At 62.9% G+C, this 22,257-nt stretch carries 17 protein-coding genes; 1 reads left to right on the top strand and 16 read right to left on the bottom strand.

Going from position 1 to position 22,257, the window contains the following annotated elements:
* Positions 1-96: 96 nt before the first annotated feature.
* The 7 genes from EI293_RS17695 to EI293_RS17665 form a co-directional block, all read right to left on the bottom strand.
* Positions 97-1,362 (bottom strand): sugar MFS transporter, encoded by a 1,266-nt coding sequence (locus EI293_RS17695; RefSeq protein WP_125439878.1) that lies wholly within the window; start codon positions 1,360-1,362, stop codon positions 97-99.
* 572 nt (positions 1,363-1,934) lie between these two features.
* Complete coding sequence (locus EI293_RS17690) at positions 1,935-3,449, bottom strand: RagB/SusD family nutrient uptake outer membrane protein (RefSeq protein ID WP_125439877.1); 1,515 nt, start codon at positions 3,447-3,449, stop codon at positions 1,935-1,937.
* A 20-nt stretch (positions 3,450-3,469) separates the two neighbouring features.
* Complete coding sequence (locus EI293_RS17685) at positions 3,470-6,892, bottom strand: SusC/RagA family TonB-linked outer membrane protein (RefSeq protein ID WP_125439876.1); 3,423 nt, start codon at positions 6,890-6,892, stop codon at positions 3,470-3,472.
* Positions 6,893-6,957: 65 nt separating this feature from the next.
* Positions 6,958-7,932: a FecR family protein gene (locus EI293_RS17680; protein WP_170170424.1), complete on the bottom strand. Its 975-nt coding sequence runs from the start codon at positions 7,930-7,932 to the stop codon at positions 6,958-6,960.
* A 248-nt stretch (positions 7,933-8,180) separates the two neighbouring features.
* Complete coding sequence (locus tag EI293_RS17675; protein ID WP_170170423.1) at positions 8,181-8,765, bottom strand: RNA polymerase sigma-70 factor; 585 nt, start codon at positions 8,763-8,765, stop codon at positions 8,181-8,183.
* 192 nt (positions 8,766-8,957) lie between these two features.
* On the bottom strand, positions 8,958-10,352 hold the full coding sequence (locus EI293_RS17670; protein WP_125439873.1) for a DEAD/DEAH box helicase: 1,395 nt from the start codon (positions 10,350-10,352) through the stop codon (positions 8,958-8,960).
* A 116-nt stretch (positions 10,353-10,468) separates the two neighbouring features.
* Complete coding sequence (locus tag EI293_RS17665) at positions 10,469-11,404, bottom strand: YihY/virulence factor BrkB family protein (RefSeq protein WP_125439872.1); 936 nt, start codon at positions 11,402-11,404, stop codon at positions 10,469-10,471.
* A 108-nt stretch (positions 11,405-11,512) separates the two neighbouring features.
* On the opposite strand from EI293_RS17665, the gene EI293_RS17660 reads away from it, so the two are divergent.
* Positions 11,513-12,031, top strand: coding sequence for a DUF2062 domain-containing protein (locus tag EI293_RS17660; protein WP_125439871.1), 519 nt, complete (start codon positions 11,513-11,515; stop codon positions 12,029-12,031).
* A 142-nt stretch (positions 12,032-12,173) separates the two neighbouring features.
* Here EI293_RS17660 and EI293_RS17655 read toward each other — a convergent pair whose 3' ends face one another.
* The 9 genes from EI293_RS17655 to EI293_RS17615 form a co-directional block, all read right to left on the bottom strand.
* Positions 12,174-13,103: a radical SAM protein gene (locus EI293_RS17655; RefSeq protein WP_125439870.1), complete on the bottom strand. Its 930-nt coding sequence runs from the start codon at positions 13,101-13,103 to the stop codon at positions 12,174-12,176.
* The gene (locus tag EI293_RS17650; RefSeq protein ID WP_246010711.1) at positions 13,100-13,855 is read right to left on the bottom strand and encodes an ABC transporter ATP-binding protein; all 756 of its coding nucleotides are present in this window, start codon (positions 13,853-13,855) and stop codon (positions 13,100-13,102) included. The genes EI293_RS17655 and EI293_RS17650 overlap by 4 nt, the downstream gene beginning before the upstream one ends.
* On the bottom strand, positions 13,852-14,505 hold the full coding sequence (locus tag EI293_RS17645) for a hypothetical protein (protein WP_125439869.1): 654 nt from the start codon (positions 14,503-14,505) through the stop codon (positions 13,852-13,854). Before EI293_RS17645 ends, EI293_RS17650 begins: the two co-directional genes overlap by 4 nt.
* Entirely contained in the window at positions 14,498-15,121 is a 624-nt protein-coding gene (locus EI293_RS17640; RefSeq protein WP_125439868.1) for a hypothetical protein, read from the bottom strand. Before EI293_RS17640 ends, EI293_RS17645 begins: the two co-directional genes overlap by 8 nt.
* Positions 15,122-15,148: 27 nt before the next feature.
* Positions 15,149-15,910, bottom strand: a complete 762-nt coding sequence (locus EI293_RS17635; RefSeq protein ID WP_125439867.1) for an ABC transporter permease — start codon at positions 15,908-15,910, stop codon at positions 15,149-15,151.
* Positions 15,911-15,937: 27 nt separating this feature from the next.
* Positions 15,938-16,804: an ABC transporter permease subunit gene (locus tag EI293_RS17630; RefSeq protein WP_125439866.1), complete on the bottom strand. Its 867-nt coding sequence runs from the start codon at positions 16,802-16,804 to the stop codon at positions 15,938-15,940.
* Positions 16,770-18,005: an ABC transporter substrate-binding protein gene (locus tag EI293_RS17625; protein ID WP_125439865.1), complete on the bottom strand. Its 1,236-nt coding sequence runs from the start codon at positions 18,003-18,005 to the stop codon at positions 16,770-16,772. Before EI293_RS17625 ends, EI293_RS17630 begins: the two co-directional genes overlap by 35 nt.
* Before the next feature lie 138 nt (positions 18,006-18,143).
* A complete protein-coding gene (locus tag EI293_RS17620; protein WP_125439864.1) occupies positions 18,144-21,164 on the bottom strand; it encodes a TonB-dependent receptor in 3,021 nt (1,006 codons plus the stop codon).
* A 96-nt stretch (positions 21,165-21,260) separates the two neighbouring features.
* The gene (locus EI293_RS17615) at positions 21,261-21,959 is read right to left on the bottom strand and encodes a TIGR04282 family arsenosugar biosynthesis glycosyltransferase (protein ID WP_170170422.1); all 699 of its coding nucleotides are present in this window, start codon (positions 21,957-21,959) and stop codon (positions 21,261-21,263) included.
* Positions 21,960-22,257 lie beyond the last annotated feature (298 nt).

The following is a 22,257-nucleotide window of genomic DNA, read 5'->3' as shown; positions in this document are numbered from 1 at the left end:
AAGGCAAGGCAGTAGCCGGCAACCCAAAAAATCGGGCTGGAATCAGGCTGGAAATCAGAAGCGGAAAGAAAAAGGGCCGGCCGAAGCCGGCCCGGATTACGCGGCGGTAGGTTTGTGGCCTTTCAGGCCGTACCACATAATGTAAGCGTAGCAGAGAACGGGCAGAATGAAGGCCCAGCGCAGGGTGCTGGCATCGGCTACCAGCCCGAACAGCAGCGGAATTACCGCCCCGCCCACAATGCCAACGTTCAGCAGGCCAGAAGCTTCTTCCGTGTTGCGGCCCAGGCCGGCCACCGCCAGCGTAAAAATGGTGGCAAACATGATGGAGTTCATCAGGCCCACGGCCAGCAGGCTCCACATGGCAATTTCGCCGGTGGTGCTCACCGAAATCAGCACCAGAATTACCGCACCCAGTGAATTGAGAGCTAGCAGGCGGCCGGGGTTAAATTTGTTAAGCAGGTAAGCGCCCAGAAAGCGGCCGACCATAGCACCGCCCCAATAGTAAGCCACTTTATCACCCGCAATTTTGGGCGTAAGGCTCATAACATCGGGCAGGTTGAGGTAGGATACAATGTGCGAACCAATGGCCACCTCGCCGCCTACGTAAGCGAAAATGCCAATGACCCCGAACACCAGATGACGGTAGTGGTAAGCGCGGCGGTTCGGGTCTTCCTCGGTGTGGGCCAGCGTAATAACGGGTAGCTTCAGCATGCCCAGCAGCACGCTAATCACAATCAGTACCGCGCCAATGCACAGGTACGGAATCTGCACGGCTTTCACATCAATGGCAGCGGCAGAAGCGGCCGTGTCCAGGTCGGGTAGGTTGGAGAGAATCAGGGCTGAGCCCAGCAGCGGAGCCACCGTGGTGCCGAGCGAGTTGAAAGCCTGCGTAAGCGTGAGGCGGGCCGGAGCCGATTTGGCCGGCCCCAGAATGGATACGTACGGGTTGCCGGCTACCTGCAGCAGTACCACGCCGGTAGCCAATACAAACAGTGCCCCCAGAAACAGGCCGTAGCTCCGGCTGTCGGCGGCAGGGTAGAACAGGAATGCACCCAGGGCCGCAATCAGAAAGCCGGCCAGCATGCCGCCTTTGTAGCCGATGCGCTGCACCAGTTTGCCAGCCGGGATGCCCATCACGAAATAGGCTCCGAAAAAGCAGAGGTTAATCAGATTGGCCTGGGTGTAGCTGAGCTGGAAAATGGCTTTCAGATACGGAATCAGGATGTCATTCAGACAGGTGATGAACCCCATCATGAAGAACAGGACCGTGAGCGAGGCCAGGGCCGGGGTGTAATTGGGGGTTTCGACACCGGGGGGCGTGTCGGTCGTGCGCAGGGGGGAGGCGGAAATAGGAGCAGCCATGATGGGAATGAAAGAGGAAAGAATGTCTGGATGAAAAGAAGAACCCGCAAAATCGGTTCTTTTCCGCAAAGTAACCGATAGGTGTCGGTCGGTTGCCGCTTCTCACCCGGAAGGGCCGGCCCCGCTCCCCTTTAGCAAAGCCGGCCCCCAATACCCCAGTCCGGCTAGCGAATCCGGCCCGGGGCGGGGGAGCCCCGTAGCCGCGCGAGCGGAACGGGGTAAGTTTCAGAACCTGGTAAGAACGAGCATGACCCGCTGGCAGCCGAAGCGCGCCGGAATCAGATGAGAATACCGCGCACTGCGGGTAAGGACGGCACAACCGAATCAAATATATCGGCCGAGGACAGGAGAAAACAAACCTTCCGACGACTCGGTCTGCTCGGAGTGCCGCTGCGTTATACGCCTACCTCACACGCGAAAAACCCGGTATTCAGGGCGGAAAAAGCCCGTTGTGGCGTGCCCAGCGCAACGGGCGGCAGATAAGAAACAACGAAAAACTGTGCTGCTCCGCAGGAAAGCAGTCAGGCGTAGCCGGCCCGGCAGGTAGTAGCTGCCGGGCCGACACTTTAAGATTAGTAGCCGGGGTTCTGTTGCAGCTGGGCGTTGTTGTTCAGCTCAGCCTGCGGCAGCGGGAATAGCAGCAGGTTCGCGTCGCGGCGGTTAAGCTTCTGCTCAATGATATCGAGGGCCGTAACGGCGTGGGCACCAGCTTCTGCCTGGTTGTGGCGGGCATAGCGCAGCAAGTCAAACCACCGCTCCCCCTCGAAAGCCATTTCCAGCCGGCGCTGCCGGTCAATTTCATCCCGCAACGCCTTTTTGCTGGCGTACTGGGGGGAGGCCGCCGTGAGGGCCGGCAAACCGGCGCGGGTGCGCACCATATTCAGCTTGGCCAACGCATCAGCCGAGGGTCCGTCCTGCTCGTTCAGGGCTTCGGCGTACATCAGCAGCACATCGGCGTAGCGCAGAATGTAGGTGTTGTCGGGGCTGTTGAAGCCGTTGGGGGCACCGGGCCACTTGTACACGAAAGGGCCCAGGTCGTTGGCGCTGGCCTTGGAGTCACGGCTGGAACCAAGCACGAAGCTGGCGTAGTCGCGCTGCACGTACACCACCCCGCCGGCCGTGACGGTGCGGGTGGCGCGGCGGCTCCAGCGCTGGTCGTTCAGCGTGTCCACCACAAACGTCAGGTCAGTGGGCTTCGCCGTGGCCGTGCTCCGGTACAGGGTCGGAATGTTAAACTTCGGGAAGGAATACGTAGCTGGCGGCGAGGGCAGTAGCAAATCAGGCAGGATGTTATTGCCGTCGGGCGTGCCCTGGTTCTGCACTTCCAGAATGGTTTCCGGCCGCACGTTTTCAGCCGGGTACAGGCTCTTGAAGTTCGCGGCCAGCGCGTAACCGCCTTCGGTGATTACCTTGTTGGCCGCTGCCGCTGCCGGGGCCCACTGGCGTTGCGTGAGCAGCACCTTGGCCAGCAGCGCATTCACGGCACCTTTCGTAATCCGGTTGGGGTTGGCGGCGGGCACCATCCCGTCAGCCGTATTCAGGTCGGCGGCAATCTGGACGTAAACGGTTTCGGCAGAAGTGCGCGGTAAGGATACCACCGTCTGCTCGCCGCTTTCCGTGGGCTCCAGCCGCAACGGAACCGCCCCGTACAGCTTCACCAGGTTGTAATAGTGCAGGGCCCGCAGGAAGTAGGCCTCGCCCAGAATCTGGTTTTTGCGGGCGGCCGTCATATCAATGGCCGGCACGTATTTCAGCACCGCGTTGGCCCGGTTGATACCGAGGTAGGAGTCGCGCCAGATGTTGTAAATCTGGCCGGTGGTGGGCGTCCAGGTCAGGCGGCCCAGGGCAGTTACGTCGCCGTTGGTGCTGAAACAGTTGTCAGACGGCATTTCACCGGCCACCACCAAGTCCTGGCTGTAGAGGCCGGTGCCCTGCAGGGCATCGTAGGCGGCGGTCAGGCCGGCCTCGGCGTCGTCGGAGTTCTGGAAGAAGTTCTCGGGGGCAATGCTGGGCAGCGGCTGCTTATCCAGTACGTCGCAGCTGCCCAGGGCTACCAGGGCAAAAACGGGAATGAATATCTTTTTCATGGGAAGGGGCGGGAGTCAGCTTAGAAAGAGGCGTTCAGGCCAACGGTGTAGGTGCGTGCCTGTGGGTACACGCCAAAGTCGCGGCCGCTGCTGGTAGCGGAGAACGGGTCGGCGCTTACTTCCGGGTCGTAACCCGAATAATCGGTCCAGGTCAGCAGGTTCTGCCCGCTCACGTACACGCGCAGGCCGCTGAAGCGGGCTTTGTTGATGAGGCTGGCGGGCAGGGTGTAGCCCAGCGTGAGGTTTTTGAGGCGGACGTAGCTGCCATCCTCAATCCAGCGGGAGGAAAAGCGGCCGTTGTTGTTGGGGTCGCCAAATACGGCGCGCGGAATGCTCGTGTCGGTGTTGGTGGGCGTCCAGCGGTCCAGCACGGTAGTCAGCTGGTTGACGGGGCCGTTCAACGACTCCAGAGCCTGGCGGTTGGCGTTGTAGATGTCGTTGCCGAAGCTGCCCTGGAAAAATACGCTCAGGTCGAGGCCCTTGAACGAGAAGGTATTCGTGACGCCCCCGATAACCTTGGGGTTCGGGTTACCAATGATGGTCCGGTCCGCGTCGTTGATGACTTTGTCGCCGTTCACGTCCGCGAAGCGGATATCCCCGGGTTGGGGGTTGCCCTGCTGGGTGGCGGCGTTGGCAATTTCATCGGCCGATTGGAAGATGCCCTGCACCTTGTAGCCATAGAACGAACCCAGGGGGCTGCCCTTCTGCGAAATGCTGTTGGCGTAGATGATGTTGCGGTCAACCAACTGGTTCTGGGTGTTGTACAAGGTGCCCAGGTCCAGGATTTTGTTGCGGTTGAGCGAGGCGTTCAGGTTGGTGCTCCAGCTGAAGCCGCCGTTCTGGCCCTGTACGTTGGTGGTGTTGAGGGCAAACTCCAGGCCCTTGTTTTCCACCGCGCCTACGTTCTGAATAATGTCGAGCACCTGCGCGCCGGTGCTCGGCGCGAGCGGTACACTCAGCAGCAGGTCTTCGGCGCGCTTGCGGTAGGCATCCACGTTCAGCGTGAGCCGGTCGTTAAACATGCCCAAGTCCAGGCCGATGTTGTACTGGTAAGAAGTTTCCCACTTCAGGGCCCGGTTGCCGATGCGGTCGGGCCGGATACCGCCCTGTACTGAGGTGCCGTTGCCCACGTAGTTGGCGCCCACCACGTAGGAGCTGAAGCGCTGGTAGGTGTAGCCCAGTTCCTGGTTGCCGTTGCCGCCGAAGCTGCCGCGTAGTTTCAGGTCGGTAATCGGCGTGCTCTGCGGGAAGAAACCTTCCTTGGAAATGCGCCAGCCCAAAGCCACGGCCGGGAAGTAGCCGTGAGCGTCATCGAAGCGGCTGGTGCCGTCGCGGCGCAGGCTCAGGGTAGCCAGATACCGGTCCTCAAAGCTATAGATGGCGCGGGCAAACAGGCTAGTTAGGCCCCATTCTTCTTCGTAGCTACTAGTGCCCAGCCGCTCGGTGCCAGCCGAGAGATACGGCACGGCGTTGGAGGCATAGCCCCGCACGGACGCGTTGGAAGCAAAGCGGTTCGACTCCTGAATCGACTGGCCGGCCAGCAGTTGCAGGCTGTGCTTTTCGCCGAGGTTGGGCGAGTAGGTAGCCGTGTTTTCCCACAGCCAGATGTTCTGGAGCGTGGTGCCCGTCCGGCCGCTGCCCCGGGTAGAGGCATCGGCGCGGGAGGTGCCGGGGTAGTCGCGGGTGATGAACTCGTTTTCCAGCTGGCTGCGGAAGTCAATTCCCAGCGACGAGCGGACGGTCAGGTTTTTCAGGATGTTGTACTCCCCGAAGACGTTGCCGATAACCTGGTAAGTGAGGGCTCGGTTGTTGGTTTCGAGTAGGTTGCCCACCGGGTTGTCCGACAGCGAGAAAGGGTTGGTGCCATACAGGCCGTTGGCCTCCCGCACGGGTACCGTCGGAATCTGGGCCAGGGTGCCGAGTACAGTGCCCGAGTTGCCCAGGCCCAGCTCGCTGCGCACGCTGCCGTTGGTATTGGTGCGGCTCAGGTTGAGGTTGGTGCCCACCTTGAACTTCTCGCCGGCCTTCTGATCGAAGTTGAGCTTGAAATTAAAACGGTCGAAGCCGGAGTTCAGGATAATACCGTCCTGCTTGAAGTAGCCGCCGCCCACGTAGTAGTGGGTACGGTCGGTGCCGCCGCTCACGTTCAGTTGGTAATTCTGGATGGCCGCCGTGCGGTACACCTCATCCTGCCAGTCGGTATCAACGGGCAGGTTGTTGAGGTCGGGGAAGCCCGGGGCCGCTCCGCCATTAATCTGCGACTCATTGAAGTACTCCGCAAACTGCCGGGCGTTCAGCACATCCAGTTTTTTGCGCAGGCTTTGCACGCCATAATAGGCATTGAAGCCCACCTGCGGCTTGCCCGACTTGCCGCGCTTGGTGGTAATTACCACTACCCCGTTGGAAGCCCGCACGCCGTAAATGGCGGCCGCGGCGCCATCCTTCAGCACGTCAATCGATTCAATATCGGCGGGGTTAATAGAGTTGAGCGGGTTCGGCTTCTGGTTGCCCACGCTCAGCTCCCGGTCGTAGGTCGGCAGTACCGGTACGCCGTCAATTACGTACAGCGGCGAGTTGCTGCCGTTCAAGGAGCTATTACCCCGAATCTGCACGTTGATGCCTGCGCCGGGCGCGCCGGTTGGGGCCGTCACCTGCACCCCGGCGGCCTGACCCTGCAGGGCCTGGTCGAAGCCGGCTACTTTCTGCCGCTCAATCTGCTGGGCCCCAACTGAGGCCACCGAGGTGGTGAGTTCCTGCCGGGCCTGGGTGCCGTAGCCCACGACCACCACTTCGCTCAGCGCCTGAGAATCGGCATCCAGATTAACGGTCAGGCTGCTGGTGGCTGCGGTTACCGGTACTTCGCGGCTTTTGAAACCGATAGAGCTGAACACGAGGGTGCTGCCCTCCGGTACGCTGAGCGAGAAGGACCCGTCGGCGCCGGTAGAGGTACCAATGGAAGTGCCTTTGACCACCACCGTCACGCCCGGCAGGACTTCACCGTTGGCTTGGGTCACACGGCCGGAAACCGGTACGTCGGCCGCCGTAGCCTTCGATAAGCCGGCGTTCAGGAGCGGGCCGTTGGCCGGTGCCACCAGAATATAGTAGTCGGCCCGGAGCTTTTTGAAGCTGAGGTCGGCCTGGGGCAGTACCTCGGTGAGCTTGTCTTCCAGCGGGGCCACGGCCTCGGGCCGGGCTACTACCCGCTTGTTGCTGACCAGGTTGGCATCGTAAAAGATGGTGACCCCATACTGGGTTTCCCACTGGCCCAGGAGGTCCTTGAGCAGAACCGTTTCAACCGGCACTGCGGTGCGCTGGGTGGGAATGTGGTTGGATGCTAGGAGTTGCGCGGAGGCCGTGGCCCCCGGGGCAGGTAGCAGCAGCGCACAGGCCGAGAGGGCCGTGGACGCCAGGCCGCCACCCAGGCGGGTAGGGGTTGGGTGCATTGTGGGAATGGTGGGAAAATGAGAAAAAGAAACCGTTAGGGCCGCCAGGAGTAGGGGAAGGCGGCTTAACGGGTAGTTGAGTCAGAGAGAATCAGGTCGTTGCCCCGGCGGTCAGCTTTCAGCTGGAAAGTTTCCTCCAGCGCGCGCAGGAGCAGATCAAGGTCCCGCACGGGTACCGTGCCGGTCATGCGCCGCTCCTTCAGGCTGGGCGTGGCAATGGTCACGTCGAGGCCGTACGTATCGTGCAGACGGGTGGCGAGGTCCGTAATGGACGTATTATCGAGGACGAGCTTGGCATCTTTCCAGGCGGCGTAGGTATCGGTCTGCACGGGTTTGTACACTACCGTGTTAGCCTTCGGGCCCTGGGTTTCAACCAGCTCACCGGGCTTCATCACCACGTCGGGGTGGGTGGTATCCGTGAAATCTACCCGCACCTTGCCCGACAGCAGCACCACCCGCGACTCTTCCCGCCGGCGGAACACGGTAAACTTCGTGCCCAGCACTTCCACGTTGAAGCCGCCGTTGGTGTGTACTACAAACCGCTGGTGGCTTGGGAGGTGGCGAACCGAGAAATAGGCCTCGCCGTTCAGCCACACCTCCCGGGGCTGACCATCGGGCACGTTCACGGCATAGCGGATGCTGGAGTTGCCGTTCAGCGTCACCTGCGAGCCATCGGGGAGGTGCAGCCGACGCATTTCACCGTAGGCAGTGGTATAGTTCCGGGAGCTGACCGGCGGTTGGGTTTGCCACCAAAGGCCACCGGCCGTCAACAGGCCGGCCGTGGCAGCTGCCGCAGCCCAGTAGCGCCAGCGGCGTGGTTGCGCCAGGTCTTCTGCCGGCTCCGTAGCGGCGGGCTCCGAAAAGCCCAGCCGCTGGTGAAGGCTGCCGAGTAGCTGCTCATAGTCGGGTTCCGGCAATGGCAGAGTAGCGGGAGTATCCAGCGTGTTCCAGTGTTCCTCCATCCACACGCGGGCGAGCAGCTGGTTGGTGGGCTCGCTCAGCCAGTTCCGTACGCTTGCGGCTTCCAGCGGAGAGGACATGCCGTTAACGTAACGAAGAAAGGCATTTTGATCGGGCGAAGCAGCCATGAGCAACGGGTAGGAGGTAGGTTCTGCTGAGTAATACACCCACCAGCCCGGCTACCCTGACTCACCGCGTAATTTTTTTGCAGAAAAACGTAACCTTTTTCGCTTGACGTTGATAAACTGTTTCTTACGTTTTGCTTAAGTCGCGAAAATAAACGCACAAGCGAAAAGACTTATCTCAATAAGACGACTGCAAAGAAGGGCTAGGCCAGCAACAACAGGAGTGGCAACAGGCTAAGTGCCGTGCCGTGCGCCTGGAAATAAAGGCGCAGAAAGTGCAGGGCCTGCGCCATTTGAGTCTCCACTGTTTTCACCGAAATACCCAGCTCCTGCGCAATTTCAGCGTACGAAAGTCCTTGCTGCCGGCTCAGGGTGAAAATATGGCGGCGCTTTGGCGGAAGTTTTTCCAGCGCGGCCAGATACAGGGTTTCCAGCTCGGCAAAGGCCACATCGGTATCGGTGGTGGCGGCGGTGGCGGTGCCGGTGAACAGGGCGTAATCCTGGTAGGCCTGGTGGTGGCGGGTGTGGCGCAGCTGGTTGAGAATGGTGTGGTGGGCCACCGTGAAGAGGTAGCCTTTCAGCGGCACATCATCCCGCAACTCGTGGCGCCGTTCCCATATTTTGAGGAAGCATTCCTGCACAATCTCCTCGGCCGCCGCCCCCGATTTCAGGTAGCCGTAGGCAAACCGGTACACCCGCGCGCTGTACTGCCGGAACAGGGCATCAAAGGCGCGTTGGTCGTCGTTGCGCAGGCGGCTCAACCACACCAATTCCGTATCTGGGCGCACTACTTCCAACGCGGGAGAATCTTTGAAATGTAGCTCAAGGTACTTGAATTTTCCAGCCAACTACAAATCAACACTACTTAGCGCGCGGGACGTTCACCGAGGTGGGCAACAAAAAAGCCCCTCGGGCGTGGGACCGGGCAAGCAGGTCTCACGCCCGAGGGGCTAATGGTCAGGCCGAGCTCCGGGCGCTGGTTATGCCACGATGGATACCCGCACTTTCTTGCCTTTGACCTTGGCTCCGGCCAGCCTTTCGGCTACTTCCTGGGCCTGCTGACGCGGCACGGCCACGTAGCTGTAGTAGTCAAATACCTCAATGTGGCCGACCTCATCACGAGCTACGCCGCCCACGTTCACGAAGGCGCCAACTAAGTCGTGGGCACTTACTTTGTCTTTTTTGCCAGCCGTTACGTGCAGCGTGATGTTTTCGGGGCGGGGCGCTTTGGGCGCGGCGGGCGGCAGTTTGGGAGCGTGCATGGGCTTCCACTGAATGGTAGCTGAAACCGGCCATTTCTTCACATGAGCCTGCTCTTTCTCCGTTGCCAGAATGTGGGCGGTACCCTCGGCGCCGGCCCGGGCCGTGCGGCCGGCCCGGTGCTGGAAGCCGTCGGCTTTGTCGGGGGCGTCGTATTGCACCACGGTGTCCAGTTGGGTTACGTCGATGCCGCGGGCGGCTACGTCGGTGGCTACCAGCACCTGGCTGGAGCCGTTACGTAGTTTCAGCAAAGCTTTGTCCCGCTCGGGCTGGGGCATTTTGCCGTGCAGCACCTCGGCCGCCACGCCCCGGCCCACCAGGAAGCGCGTCAGCTCCATGCACCGGTCGCGGGTGTTGCAGAAGATGAGGGCGCGGCCGGTTTCAGGCTTGTTGAGTAGGTGCAGCAAGGCCGCCGGCTTCTGCTCCACGGTACCTACATGGCCCAGCAGGGTGAGGTTTTCGGGCAGTTCATCGGTGTCCTCGCCGGCATTTACCACGCGGGGGCGGGTCAGGTTTTTGCGAATCAGCTCCACTACTTTGTCCGACATGGTAGCCGAAAACAGCAGGGTCTGGCGACGACGGGGCAGGCGTTTCACAATCTCCACCAGCTCATCCTGAAAACCCAGTTCCAGTAGCTTGTCGGCTTCGTCGAGAATGAGGGTCTTAAGCTGATTCGGAATGATAGTGCGCCGCTCAAAGTGGTCGAGCAAGCGGCCGGGAGTGGCTACCACGATGTGCGGAGGCTGGGTAAGGGAAGCGGTTTCCTCGCGGAAAGCGTGGCCGCCGTAAAAGGCCGCTACCCGCAGGTTGGGCAGGAATTTGCCGAGCTTTTTGAGGGCGTCGCGCACCTGCAGGGCCAGTTCGCGGGCGGGAACCAGCACAATTACCTGCACAGCGTCGGTTTTCAAATCCAATAGTTGGAGCACCGAAAGGCCATAGGCGGCCGTTTTGCCCGAGCCAGTAGGGGCTTGGCCCACCAGATCCTGGCCGGCCAGGGCCATGGGCACCACCTGCTCCTGCACGGGCGTAGGGGTCAGGAATTGCAGCTCTTCCAGGGCTTGCAGCAGTTCGGGGGCCAACCCCAGGTCGGCAAAGGAAGCAGTAGTCGAAGTCATAAGCGGTTTTTCTACCCGCAAAGGTACGCTTTATGAATGGGTGGATGGCTGGGGTGTTGAATAGGTAGCGTATTGGATAGAGGGTAACTGGTCTGCCTATCCAATACGTACTTCATTTAATCCTCCACATCTACCAACTTATAGCGCACGGCGGATTTCTTGGGGCGAATATCAAGACCAACGTAGTGCGCGTAGGCCTTGGTAAAGCAGGCGCCGAAGTAGAAAATCATGGCAGAGTAAAATACGAACAGCAGTACCAGCACTACGCTGGAGGCTGCGCCATAGATGGGGCCGAGGTTGCGCGGCACCAGCAGGAAACCCAGTACGTTTTCACCCAGGTCGATGAGGACGGCCGTAAGCAGGGCCCCGCGCCACACCGCTTTGGGGGGCACTTTGGCGCTGCTCAGGTTCCGGAACGTAACCCCGCACCAGGCCGTGAGAATCAGCAGGGAAAACACCTGGTTGCCGATCTGAAAAAGCACGGAGCTGAACGCAGCCCCAAAATCGTGGGCGTAGTGAGCCAGAAACGCCAGGGCGGCATCGGAGAGGAAGGCCAGGATGGAAAGCAGCCCGGTGGCCAGCAGCAGCCCCAACGAGCGGCTTCTTTCCTTCAGCACCTTGCGAAACTGCCCGGTGCTGCGCCGCACCCGCACCTGCCAGAGCTGATTGAGCGAGTTCTGAATGACCCCGAACAGGGTGGTGGCAATGAATACCAGAAACCCGAACCCCAGCCACGTAACAAGGCGGCTGCGCTCGATATTGGTTACGTTCTGCAGAATCTGCTCGACCAGCCCCGCCGCCGAGGAGCCCAGTAGGTGCGAGAGTTTGGTGAGCAGCAACACCCGCACCTGTGAGCGGGAATACAAAGAACCCAGCAGTTGAATCAGGATAATAACGATGGGCGGCAGGGCAAACGTGGTGAAGAAGGCCGTGGCCGCACCCAGCCGTAACGGGTCGTTGGCCCCGAACTCCCGGGCCGCCCGGCGCAACAGAATCAGGAAATCAGTAATGGGGTGGCGACGGGCATGGCCGGGCGCGTGTACTTTTGTCATAGGAGGCGCGTACTAGCCGTGGGCGCGCAGCCGGGCACGGGTCAAGAGTTACGAAGGTAGCTCCCGGTTGCTGCATCACCATCCATTTCCTGCTAATCCCAATTCTTCGTGTCAGAACCCCGGGTCCCGCTGCCAGTATCTTCTTCCATTGCCCCGCCGGCCAGCTGGTGGCGGCGCCGTTTGCTGCAGCCGGTACTCAACCTGCTGCGGCAGGGCCTTACACCGCAGCAACTAGCCCTGACAATAGCGTTGGGTACGGCAGCCGGGCTGGTGCCGATGCTGGGCATTACCACGCTGCTGGCTACCACGGCGGCTGTGCGTCTGCGCCTGAACGTGGCGGCTACGCTACTGGTAGCGCACCTCTGGAGCCCGGTGCAGCTGCTGCTCATCATCCCGTTCATGAGCCAGGGAGCCAGGTTATGGGGCTCTCACAGCCCCCCGCTGACGCTGGAAAAGCTGCAGTATCTGTTTCGTCACGATTGGGTAGCGGCCCTGGGGCTGCTCTGGCATGCTATTCTGGGCGGGCTGGCGCTGTGGGCCGGGGCCTTCCTGGTGCTGGGACCCATCCTGTACTTCACGCTCCGGCCCGTGCTGGCGTATCTGATGCGCAAGCCCCGGCCGGAATAGAAGCGCGCACGTTAACCACCTCAACAAAGCCGTGAAGCAGGCGACTGGCAAGTACATACGCATTTTTCAGTCGCATCAGCAACGAGGCCGGGGCACCGGGGCAGCATACCACCTAGAGCGTGCTGCGTGAGGGTGGGCAGCCTCATGCTCCAAACGGCCGCAGCGTCTCGCTGCCCTGCTGCTCAAAAAACTCGTCGCACCAACGGCACACGTTCTGCAGCTCCTCCCCACGAGCCAGCGCATGCGCTTCACTGACTCCCACCGACTCGCCCATTTTCCAGGGCTCACCCTGGTTGAGACGCTGCATAATCTCGGATTTGGAAGCCCGCAATAGCACGTCGGCTACTTTTTCGGTGCGGGCATCGCCCAGGGGGAATTTCGTGCCTGGGCAGCAGGGGTTGATTTTCCAGAGCTGGATGCTGATTTCCTGGGGCAGGTCGGTGCCACCCAGAAACCCTTTGGCCCCAGAGAGAATGGCGCAGAAGTTATGGGTGGGGTCTTTGAGCCAGATGTTTTTCTCCAGGGCGCGGCCCCGGGCCCAGTTGCCGCCCAGCCACATGTCCTCGGTGGCCCCCCAGTAGCCCCAGCTCAGGCGGTGGCCCGGCACCAGCAGGTTGTCCTTGTCGATAAGCGGCTCGTGGTCGTCGCCGTTCACGCCCCGGCTTTCAAACAGGTCGGCCAGCGTCATCAGGCGCGCGCCGGACAGCTTGTGGTAGCGGTCAATGCTGGCAATGTCGAAGCGCGTGACGCCCTTGGCAATCAGCAGGTCGAGAATTTCCGGCGTGAGCAGGTCGCCATTGGTCTGCAGCATGATCTGGGTGCGGCCCTGGTATTTCTGCTGCAGGGCCTCCAGAATGGAGTAGAGCTTGGCGCGGTCGGCCAGCGGCTCGCCGCCCGACAGGATGAGCCGGTCCACCTGGTCGGGTAGGTTGTCGATGATGCGGAAGCAGTCCTGCACGCTGATGCGCGTGCCCTGGGAGCCGGAGCTGTTGTAGCAATGGTCGCACTTGTCGTTGCAGAGCTGGGTGAACACCCAGTACACGGATTCGCAGTGGTGGAAGTCGGTTTTCATGAAGTAGAGGCCGAAGCCGGGAGCGTCTGTTGAATGGATTCCCAGAAGGCCAGCTCCTGGCGGACGGCCGTGCGGGCATCCTGCACGAACTCGGTTACCGAGGGAAAGCAGGTGAGTTGGCCCTGGTCGAGGTAGCCGAAGCGGGTGCCCACGGTGAGGGCTTCGCGGCTGTCGTGGGTAACAAAAAGCGAGGTAATCTGGTGCTGGCGGCTCACGCGCAGAAACAGCTGCTGCATGTCGGCGCGAGTCTGGGCGTCGAGGTTGCCGAAGGGCTCATCGAGCAGCAGCAGGCGCGGCCGGATGATGAGGGCCCGGCCGAACGACACCCGCTGCCGCTGCCCGCCCGAGAGATGGTCGGGGGCTTTGCGGGCGTGCGCGCTCAGGTCCAGCTCCGCCAGCAGCTCGTGGACCTGCCGGTCAATTTCAGCCTTTACCACGTGGCGGATGCGCAGCCCGAAGGCCACGTTTTCGAACACGCTCAGGTGCGGAAACAGCAGCGGCTCCTGGTAGAGATACACCATCTGGCGCTCGTTGGGCGGCACCGGCCCCAGATCCTGGCCCTGTGCGAGCAACGTGCCCGCATCGGGCGCTTCTAGGCCGGCCAGAATCTTGAGCAGCGTGGTTTTGCCGCAGCCCGAGCGGCCCAGCACGGCCAGTACTTCGCCCGGGCTGAGCGAAAACGAGATGTCGCGCAGCACCGGCTGCGTGCCAAACTGCTTGGACAGGTGGGCAACGGTCAGCAGCTCGCTCATACGGTAGCTCCCTCGCCGTACGCGGCCGCGTCGATGGTCAGGCGGCCGGCGGGCGGGCGCACGCCGCTCAACCACTCGGTCAGGCGGTCGACGTAGTTATCGAGGTGGGTGATCTGCTGTACGCCGTGCTCCACCAGCGGGTCGAGGGTAGAGACCAGCAGCGTGCCGCCGTAGGCGTGAGTTTGCCAGGTGATAATCTCGCCCGCGGCGTTGGTCTGGATGATTTCGGCCCCGGCCGGTACGCGGGTGTACACGCCGTGGGTGTGCCAGCAGGCCTGGCGCGGGGTGAGGCCTTGGTACACGGGATGGTCATAATTCGTGTCCGACACCGGTGGGTTGGTGGGGTCCGTTACCCACCAGTAGTTGTTTACCGGCCGGTCCTCCCACTGCGCATCCAGCCAGGCCGTGGAGGAGTCGCCTTCCAGGAATACCTTTTTGCCGGCCGCCAGAAAGTCGTAAATCAGCCCCTGCTTCTCGGTCAGCATGGCCTGGTTCGACTGGAAGGGAATGGCCAGCGCGTCCAGGTCGCGCAGGGCCGCCGCGTCGAGGTCATGCACGTAGAGCAGGCGGTACAGGTCGCGGTACTTGGGGGCCGTGGCCAGGGCGTAGTGCGACCATACGCCGTTGAAAAGCAAGCCGATCTTAGCCATGCGCGGGAACGAAAGAAGTGGAAATCAGGTGCAGAAAGTTACGGTATAGCGTGACGGGTGCGCCCGTAGGGCGGCCGGCGTAGGTCACATCGGCCAGTGGGCCGCTGGCGGTCAGCAGCATCCGGCCCGGGGTGCTCACCTCGTCCAGCACCACAATGGGGCGCTGCCAGGTATCGGCCAGCAGCACGTCGGCTCCCGGAGCGGCCTGCAGGTAGCCGCAGGCCCACCACCCGCTCATGCCGTGCGAGAAGTTCAGCTCATCCAGCGCGAGGTTGCGCAGCAGGCCGTGGCGGTCAGGGCCGGCCGGGAAGTAGCGCACGTCCCGGGTGGGGTGCGCGTTATCCATCACCCACTGATTGCCGGGCACCCAGGCCGTGAAGAAACCGTCGCAGCACACCAGCGCCTTGCCCGCCGCCAGAAACCGGTCCACCTTCTCCTTGATCCGGAGCATCGCCACGTGGTCCGAGCCGTTGGGCACCACCAGCAGGTCGTAGGGCGTCAGGTCGGGGTCGAAGTCCCGGGTGATGAGGCAGGTGGTGTACTGAACCAGCTCGTTGGAGACGTAGTAGCTCTCCAGGCCGGAAATTCCATTGGAGATGAGCAGGGCGTGCAGCATAAGCAAAGCAGGGTTAGCCGGCAGAAGCTACGGTTTGCGCAGCAGGGTAGATTTATTCAGCAGCAGCAGCACGGCGGGGGGTACGACCAGCAGCAGCGCGGCCACGGCAGCCAGCTGCGCGTTGGCCTCGCCCACGTAGGTGAACACCTGCACCGTGAGCGTACGCACCTTGCCCACGCTGAGCACGTTAGTCAGGCCGAAGTCAAACCAACTCAGCAGAAACGTTTGTACCAGCGTGGTGCGCAGCAGCGGCCAGGCCAGCGGCAGCAGCACCCGTCGCCAGGCCTGCCGGGGCGTGCAGCCCAGCGTACGGGCCAACTGCTCGTACTCCGTGATGTGGCCCGACCAGAAGCTGCGCAGCAGCAGCGTGGCAAACGGCAGGGCCACCAGCAGCAACCCCACCAGCACGCCCCCCACCGAGCCCGACAAATGCAGGCGGATAATGAACGGCTGAATGAGCACGGCCAGCAGCACCGGCGGCAGCGCGTAGGGCAGGTAACTGGCCGCTTCCCAGCGCGCCGGGTGGCGGCTGCGCGTGATGGCGCGGGCCAGCCCGAAACCGCCCGCTGTGGCCAGCGCGGCCACGGTGCCGGCCGGCAGCAGACTGCGACCCAGGCCCAGCAGCAGGTCGTTGTCGGCCGCCAGCAGGCTGCGCCACGCCTCCAGCGAGTAGGCCGGCGGCAGGGCGGCCGGGAAGCGCCACTGCTCGCCCACGGCCAGCAGTCCGAGCAGGCCGAAGGGCAGCACGAAAAGCAGCAGTAGCAGGACGATAAGCAGGTAGGAGCGCATAGCGGAAGAAACAGAAGAGGCAGGCCGTCAGCGGACCGCCGTTTGCCGCCGCAGCCGGAGCAGCACGGCCACCAGCCCCAGCAGCCCCAGGGCCACCAGAAATCCCGCCAGATAGGCGGCCGGCAGTTCACGCAAATCGAAGCGTTGCAGGCGGGTGGCCAGGTACACGCTCAGCATCTGCGGGTAGGGCCGGCCCAGCAGCAGGGGAATGTCGTAGGCCCCGAGCGTGGCCATGAAGCTGAGCAGCAGTGTGGGAGCCGCCCGGCGCAGCAGCAGCGGCCCGGCTACCCGCCGTCGGAACTGCCCCGGGCTGGCCCCCAGCGTGAGCGTGAGCTGCCGGTACTCCTCCAGCCGGCTTTCCTGGTAGATAGCCCGAAACAGTAGGGTGAAAAACGGAAACGTGAGCAGCACCTGCGCCCCGATGATGCCGAGGCCGGCCGCGTCCTGCACCAGCTCCGGAAACCCCTCCGGCCCCTGGATCAGCCCCAGCTGGAAGCAGAGGCGCGCCAGCCACCCCGTCCGGCTCAGCAGCTGAAACAGGTAGAAACCAACCACCAGGGCCGGCAGCAGCAGGGGCACGTACAGCAGCCCCGGTAGCGGCCACCGCCGCAGCGTGGGCTGCGCCCGCAGCACCAGCAGCAGCGCCAGGGCAATGGAAATCCCCACGGAGGCCACCGCCACCCACCCGCTGAACAGCGCGGCGTACAGCAGGCCGGTATCGGTGCCCAGGGCCTGCCAGTAGCGTCCGGTGAAGCCCGCGGCCAGCGGCCCGGCCAGCCCCACGCTGCCCAGCAGGGCGTACGCCAGCCCGGCCAGCGGCAGCCCCACCACCAGCAGCCCGTACAGGCTCAGCAGCGGACTAGGAAGCCGGGACGGGCGTGCCTTCGATAACATAGGTGCGGAAGTCCTTGAACAGGCGTGTCATGTATTCCGGATCGGGCTCGGGCAGGGCCAGGTCCTGGATGGTTTCGCGCCGGGGCGCGTAGCGGCGCGAAGGTAGCTGCTCAAACGCCTGGCGCTGGGCGGCCGGCAGGGCCTTCAGGTTGAGCACGGTGTGGTCGCCCCACACGTTGGGGTCCATCTTGCGCAGCTGAGCCTCGGGCGAAATCAGGAAGTTGATAACCAGCATTGCCGCCTCGGGGTGCTGGGCCCCGCGCACCAGGCCCAGGTAGTGCGCGTTCTGGATGGTGCCGGTCGCAGGCACGTAGGCGCGGGCCGTGGCCGGAAATACCTGCTGGTTGATTTTGTTGTCCACCTCCGCGTCGTTGTTGGAGAAGGTAAACGCCACCTCGCCGTTGGCAAACAGCTGGTGCAGCGGGGCCAGCTGCTCCGGGAACGTCTGGCCCTGCTTCCAGAAGTAGCGCCGGTTCTGGTTGATGACCTGCCACAGCGCCCCCGACCATTTCCGGTACACGGCCTCGTTGAACTTGCCCTGAAACAGTTGCGGGTCGCCCGAGAGGGCTATCATCCAGGACTTGAGCAAAGTCATGCCCGTAAACTCGTTCGGGATGGTGAACTGCCCGGGATGGGCTTGCAGGAAGGCCGGCAACTCGGCAAACGAGCGGGGCGGGCGCGCCACCCGGGCCGAGTCGTAGATGAAGGTGAACTGCACGTTGCCCCAGGGACACTCCATGCCTGCTACCGGCTGCTGAAAGTCGGTGTTGATGAACGGGTTCTGCAGGTCGAGCAGGCGGGCGTTGGGTAGCTTCTCCACGAACGGCCCCAGCAGCGCATCCACCTGCCGCAGCTGGTAAAATGTCTCGCCGTTGATCCACACCACGTCGGCCTCGCTGGGCTGGCCGGCCTGCTGCTCGGCGGCCAGCGTCTGCACCAGGCCCGCACCCTGGCCGGCGGCCAGTTGCAGCTCAATGCCGTAGCGGCGCTTCACCTCGGGCTTCACGTAGGTGTTCATGTAGCGGTTGATGAGCGGGTCGCCCTGCCACATCACCATGCTCACTGGCTGGTTGCGACCCGCCGCCTCAATCTGCGGCCAGGTCTGGGCCAGGATCTGGGCCGGCTCGCGGGGCTTGTCGGCGGAGCCGCAACCGGTCAGCAGAGCGAGGGTAGCCAGGAAGGGAAAGAGTTGGTTTTTCATAGAAGAAAATCAATCAAAGAACGTCATGCTGAGCGAAGTCGAAGCATCTCTACCGCTTCGTTGAATCTGTGCAGACGAAGCGGTAGAGATGCTTCGACTTCGCTCAGCATGACGTTCTGAAATTACTTGTTCAACCGCCTACAGGGCGTAGCGCAGCCCGAACTGGAACTGGCGCGGGGCGCTGGCGTTGCGCTTCATGATGCCGGCGCTGGGCGGGCCCACCTGAATCTGGTTGCTCTGGGTGGCGTTGTTGGCGTAGCCGCTCAGGTTCTGGGTATTGAGCACGTTGAACACGTCGGCCGTCAGCTCCAAACGGCTGGTTTTCTGGCCGAACGCCAGAGTGTACTGCGCGCCCACGTCAAACGTTTCAGCCCAGGGCAGGCGGTCGGAGTTGCGGCCCTGGCCGGGGAACCGGTCGGCGTTGCCCAGGTAGGCGGTGCTGAACGAGCTGCCGTCGCCGTTCAAATCGTTGGTGAACACATTGGTGGTGCCGGGTACCAGGTAGGCTCCCGTCACGCGGTTGACGGGCTGGCCGCTTTGCAGCAAAGCTGCCAAGGTAAAGCGCAGGGCCTTCACGGGGTAGTAGCTGCCGATGGCGTTGATGACGTGGGTCCGGTCGTTGATGGAGTTGGCAAACTCGGGGGCGTAGTTGTTGCCGTCGGCGGCGCGGAAGTTCACGTCCTCGGTGTCGTTTTTCAGGTTCGAGAGGGTGTACGACACGCGGTAGCCATACTTGTCCTCGGTCGCGTCCTTCTGCAGGTTAAAGCTGGCGGCCAGGTAGCGCGAGCGGCCTTCGGATTCGGTCATCACCACGTTGCGGGCCACGCCGGTTACGGTTTGCCCACCAATCAGGGCGCTGCCGTCGGTCCGGATGGGCACCGGGCGGGTGGCGTCGGCCTGCTCCGGGGTGCGCACCACCACGTTGTCGGGGTTGGTCTGCGCGTACTCCGACACGGCATTCACGTTGCGCAGCCGGAACAGGTCGTAGCTGCGGTTGTACATAGCGTCCACGTAAAACAGCGTTTTACTGCTCACCTGATACTGATAGCCCAGCGTGCTCTGGTGCGAGTACGGGTTCTGGTAGCCGTTGGGGTTGAGAATGCGCCGCTCGAAGCTGCCCACCCCGGCCCGCTGGCTTTGCAGGCTGGCGGCCGAAGGCCCGTTCAGGTACGCTACGCCAGTGGCGCTGCCGCTCAGGTTACCGTCGAAGGTGATGCGGTCCACATTGGTATTGGCCGGTAGCGCGCCCACCCGCACCAGCTCGCGGAGCTGGGTTTTGTAGTCGGCCGAGGTGGTGTTCTGCTGGAGCGCGTCGCTGTACACGGTGTACAGGATTTTATCGTAGAACAGGCCGTAGCCCCCGCGCAGGCTGCTGCGCTCCGAGAGCCGCAGGTTGAAGCTGGCCCGTGGGGCCACGTTGTTCCGGTCGCCCTGGGCCGCGCCGCCCTTCGAGAGGTTGTCGTAGTCGTAGCGCACCCCTAGGGTCACATTCAGGCGTTCGGTCACGGCCACCTGGTCTTCCAGGTAGAGGTTGTACAGGTTCTGGGTGGTCCCGAAAGAGGCGGGCCGCAGCTCCACGCTGTAGTTGAGCACGCGCGCATCGGCGGGAATGTCGTTGATGCTCAGGCCGGGTCCCAGGTTGCGGGCGCGCAGGGCAGCCAGCTGGGCCGCCGTCAGCTGCACGGTGTAGCTGCCGTTGGGGTTGCCGCCGCCAAAGAGCCGGTGCTCGGTGCTGATGACGCCCAGTCCGCCCTTGAAGGTGTTGCGGCCCTTGAGTAGCGTGAATTTCTGTTGGGCCTGCCAGGTGTTCTGCTGCGAGTCAAACAGGTAGCCGGGGTGGCCCAGCACGGCCAGCGTCTGGCCGGCGGGACTGAGCACGGCCACGTCGGGACTGTTGGGGTTGTCGGCGCGGGCGTAGTTCCAGCGGAAGCGGGCGTACTGCACGTCGGTTTCGGCGGTGAAGTTGGTGCCCACATACACGTTCTGCGAGGCAATGCTGATGGAGTTGCGGTCCTGCCGGTTGCCGGTGGAAGGAAACGCCACGCCCCCGTCGAGCCCACCACCCTGCCGCTCAATGTTCACGATGCCCACGTTGGCCCGCAGTGAGGAGCGCAGCCGCTCACTCCAGCGCTGGTCGAGCTTGCCGGAGAGGTAGCTGAACCGGTTCCGGCCGCGCACGGTGGCGTTGATGTCCAGTTCGGGTGAGGTCAGCACGTTGTCCTTGAAGTCGAAGGTCTGCTCGGCGTTCAGGTAGAAAAACGTCTTGTCCTTCACCAGCGCGCCGCCCACCCCAAAACCGAACTGCTGGCGCTGAAAGCCGCCTTTCACCTGGTTGCCCGACAGGTCGCGCTGGGCGAAATCGGTTTTGCCGTCGATGCTGGGGCCGGGCCGGGTCAGGTAGAACACCTCCGCCGCCAGGTCGTTGGAGCCTGACTTGGTGGTCACGTTCACGATGCCGTTGGCCGAGTTGCCGAACTCGGTGCTGAAGTTGTTGGTCAGCACCGACAGGCTCTGCACGAAGCCCACGGGCACGGCAAAGCGCTGCCCGCCCAGGAAATGCTCATTGTTGTCCAGCCCGTCGAGCAGGTAATTGGTATACAACCCGTTGGCCCCGTTGATGCTGACGTTGGGCGCCTCGGAGAAAAATCCGGTGGCCTGCGTCACGTTGGGCAGGCGGTACAAAGCCCTGGTAATGTCGCGGGCCTCCACGGGCAGCTCCCGTAGCTCCCGCGCCGAGAGCTGGGAGGCTACTTCCGCGTTTTGGGTGTTGAGGGTGGTAGCGTTGGGGGCGCGCACCATCACCTCGCCCAGGGCCTGGGTGCTGAGGGTGGGTAGAACCAGCGTGACGCTGGGGCGGGAGTTGGCGCGCAGCACCAGCCCGGCCTCGCGCACGGCTTGGTACTGCGCGGTAGCGGCGGTACTCACGGCATAGGAACCGGCGGTGCTCAGCCCCCGGAAACGGACCTGGCCCCGGGCGTCAGTGGTCTGGTCCGTGCTCAGGCCCACGGCGGAGTTTTCCAAGTGCACCAGCTGGCCGGCCACGGGCTGGCGGCCGGGGTTACTGAGCACGGAAACCACTAGATCGACCTGCGCGGCCACCTCATGCAGCGGCAGGAGCCAGAGAAGTACAAGAGAAAGAAAAGCGAAAAATTTCGACATCGTCAGCAGCTAAGATTCAGAAAGTACAAGCGTATCCGGTCCCGGGCGGCCTTCTTCGCGAAAGCGCCGGAAACCGGACTCCATACGTCGGATTACTTAGCTGCCGGGTGGCCCCCGATGTGGGTGGGCGGCTCTCCAGGCGGCTTCCGGGGCCGTGGGCCGGGGCCGATAGGCGGGTATCGGAGTTTGCCGCAGCTGCCGCAGTGCGCGTTGCAGCCGCCGGGGCAGGGCTTGACGCAGAACCCGGGCCAAGTCCTGCTCGTTGTCTACGTCGGGGAGAGCCGGGAGCCCCGGGCCGTGCTTAACCCCGGTCCGTGCCAGTTCAGCGGCCAGCACCTTCCCTAGTGAGGCGGTCTGCCAGGGAAGCGTTGCCCAGGTGTCCGGGTCGAAACGGGTGCGGGCGACGCCCAGCAGGTATACGCCGCCGTCGGTGGCGGGACCTATTACGGAGCCATTCTTTTGCAGGGCCGCCAGAGCCTGACGTAGCAGGAGCAGATTCAGCTGCGGGCAGTCGTTGCCGATAACCAGCAGGTGCTCGTAGCCGGCCGCAAACGCCTGCTGCATGGCCCCGGCGAGCCGCTCGCCAAACGTACGCCCCCGCTGCTGCCGCGAATCGACGTGCAGAAAATCAACACCCAGCTGGCGGGCCGTGGCCGCAGCGTGAGCCGTGAGCTGGGCGGCGGCCCGCACGTTCGCGCCCGCCTTTCCATGACTGACGAACCGCTTGTGCGCGGCTTCCTGCCCTGCGGAACGCGCAAAGAGCAGAATAGCAACGGGGGCAGCGGCAGAAATCAACGACGTACAGGAATAACCCGGAAGCTTAACCAGACAAGTATCGGCAGGTTTTGCCGGGGCTGGCGGCCGGCAACACATACGGACGCTTATTTCCGATGGATGTTGGGTCTTACGACTTATCTGATGGAGGGGTATTGGCCCGCTTGTTCAGTGGTTCCCGAAATGGGGAAGCGCGCCTGCCGCCGTTCACCTCACATCCTCCTCCGGCACCGCTCAATGCGGGAAATACAAGACAGATAGGGAAATCAGCCGATTATTCAGGGGATAAGCTCGTCTGACAAAGTATCCTAGGGGATAC

This window comes from Hymenobacter perfusus, assembly GCF_003944765.1.
Classification (GTDB): Bacteria; Bacteroidota; Bacteroidia; order Cytophagales; family Hymenobacteraceae; genus Hymenobacter; species Hymenobacter perfusus.
The sequence above is the reverse complement of the archived record's forward strand: the minus strand, read 5'-3'. Positions and strand labels throughout refer to the sequence as shown.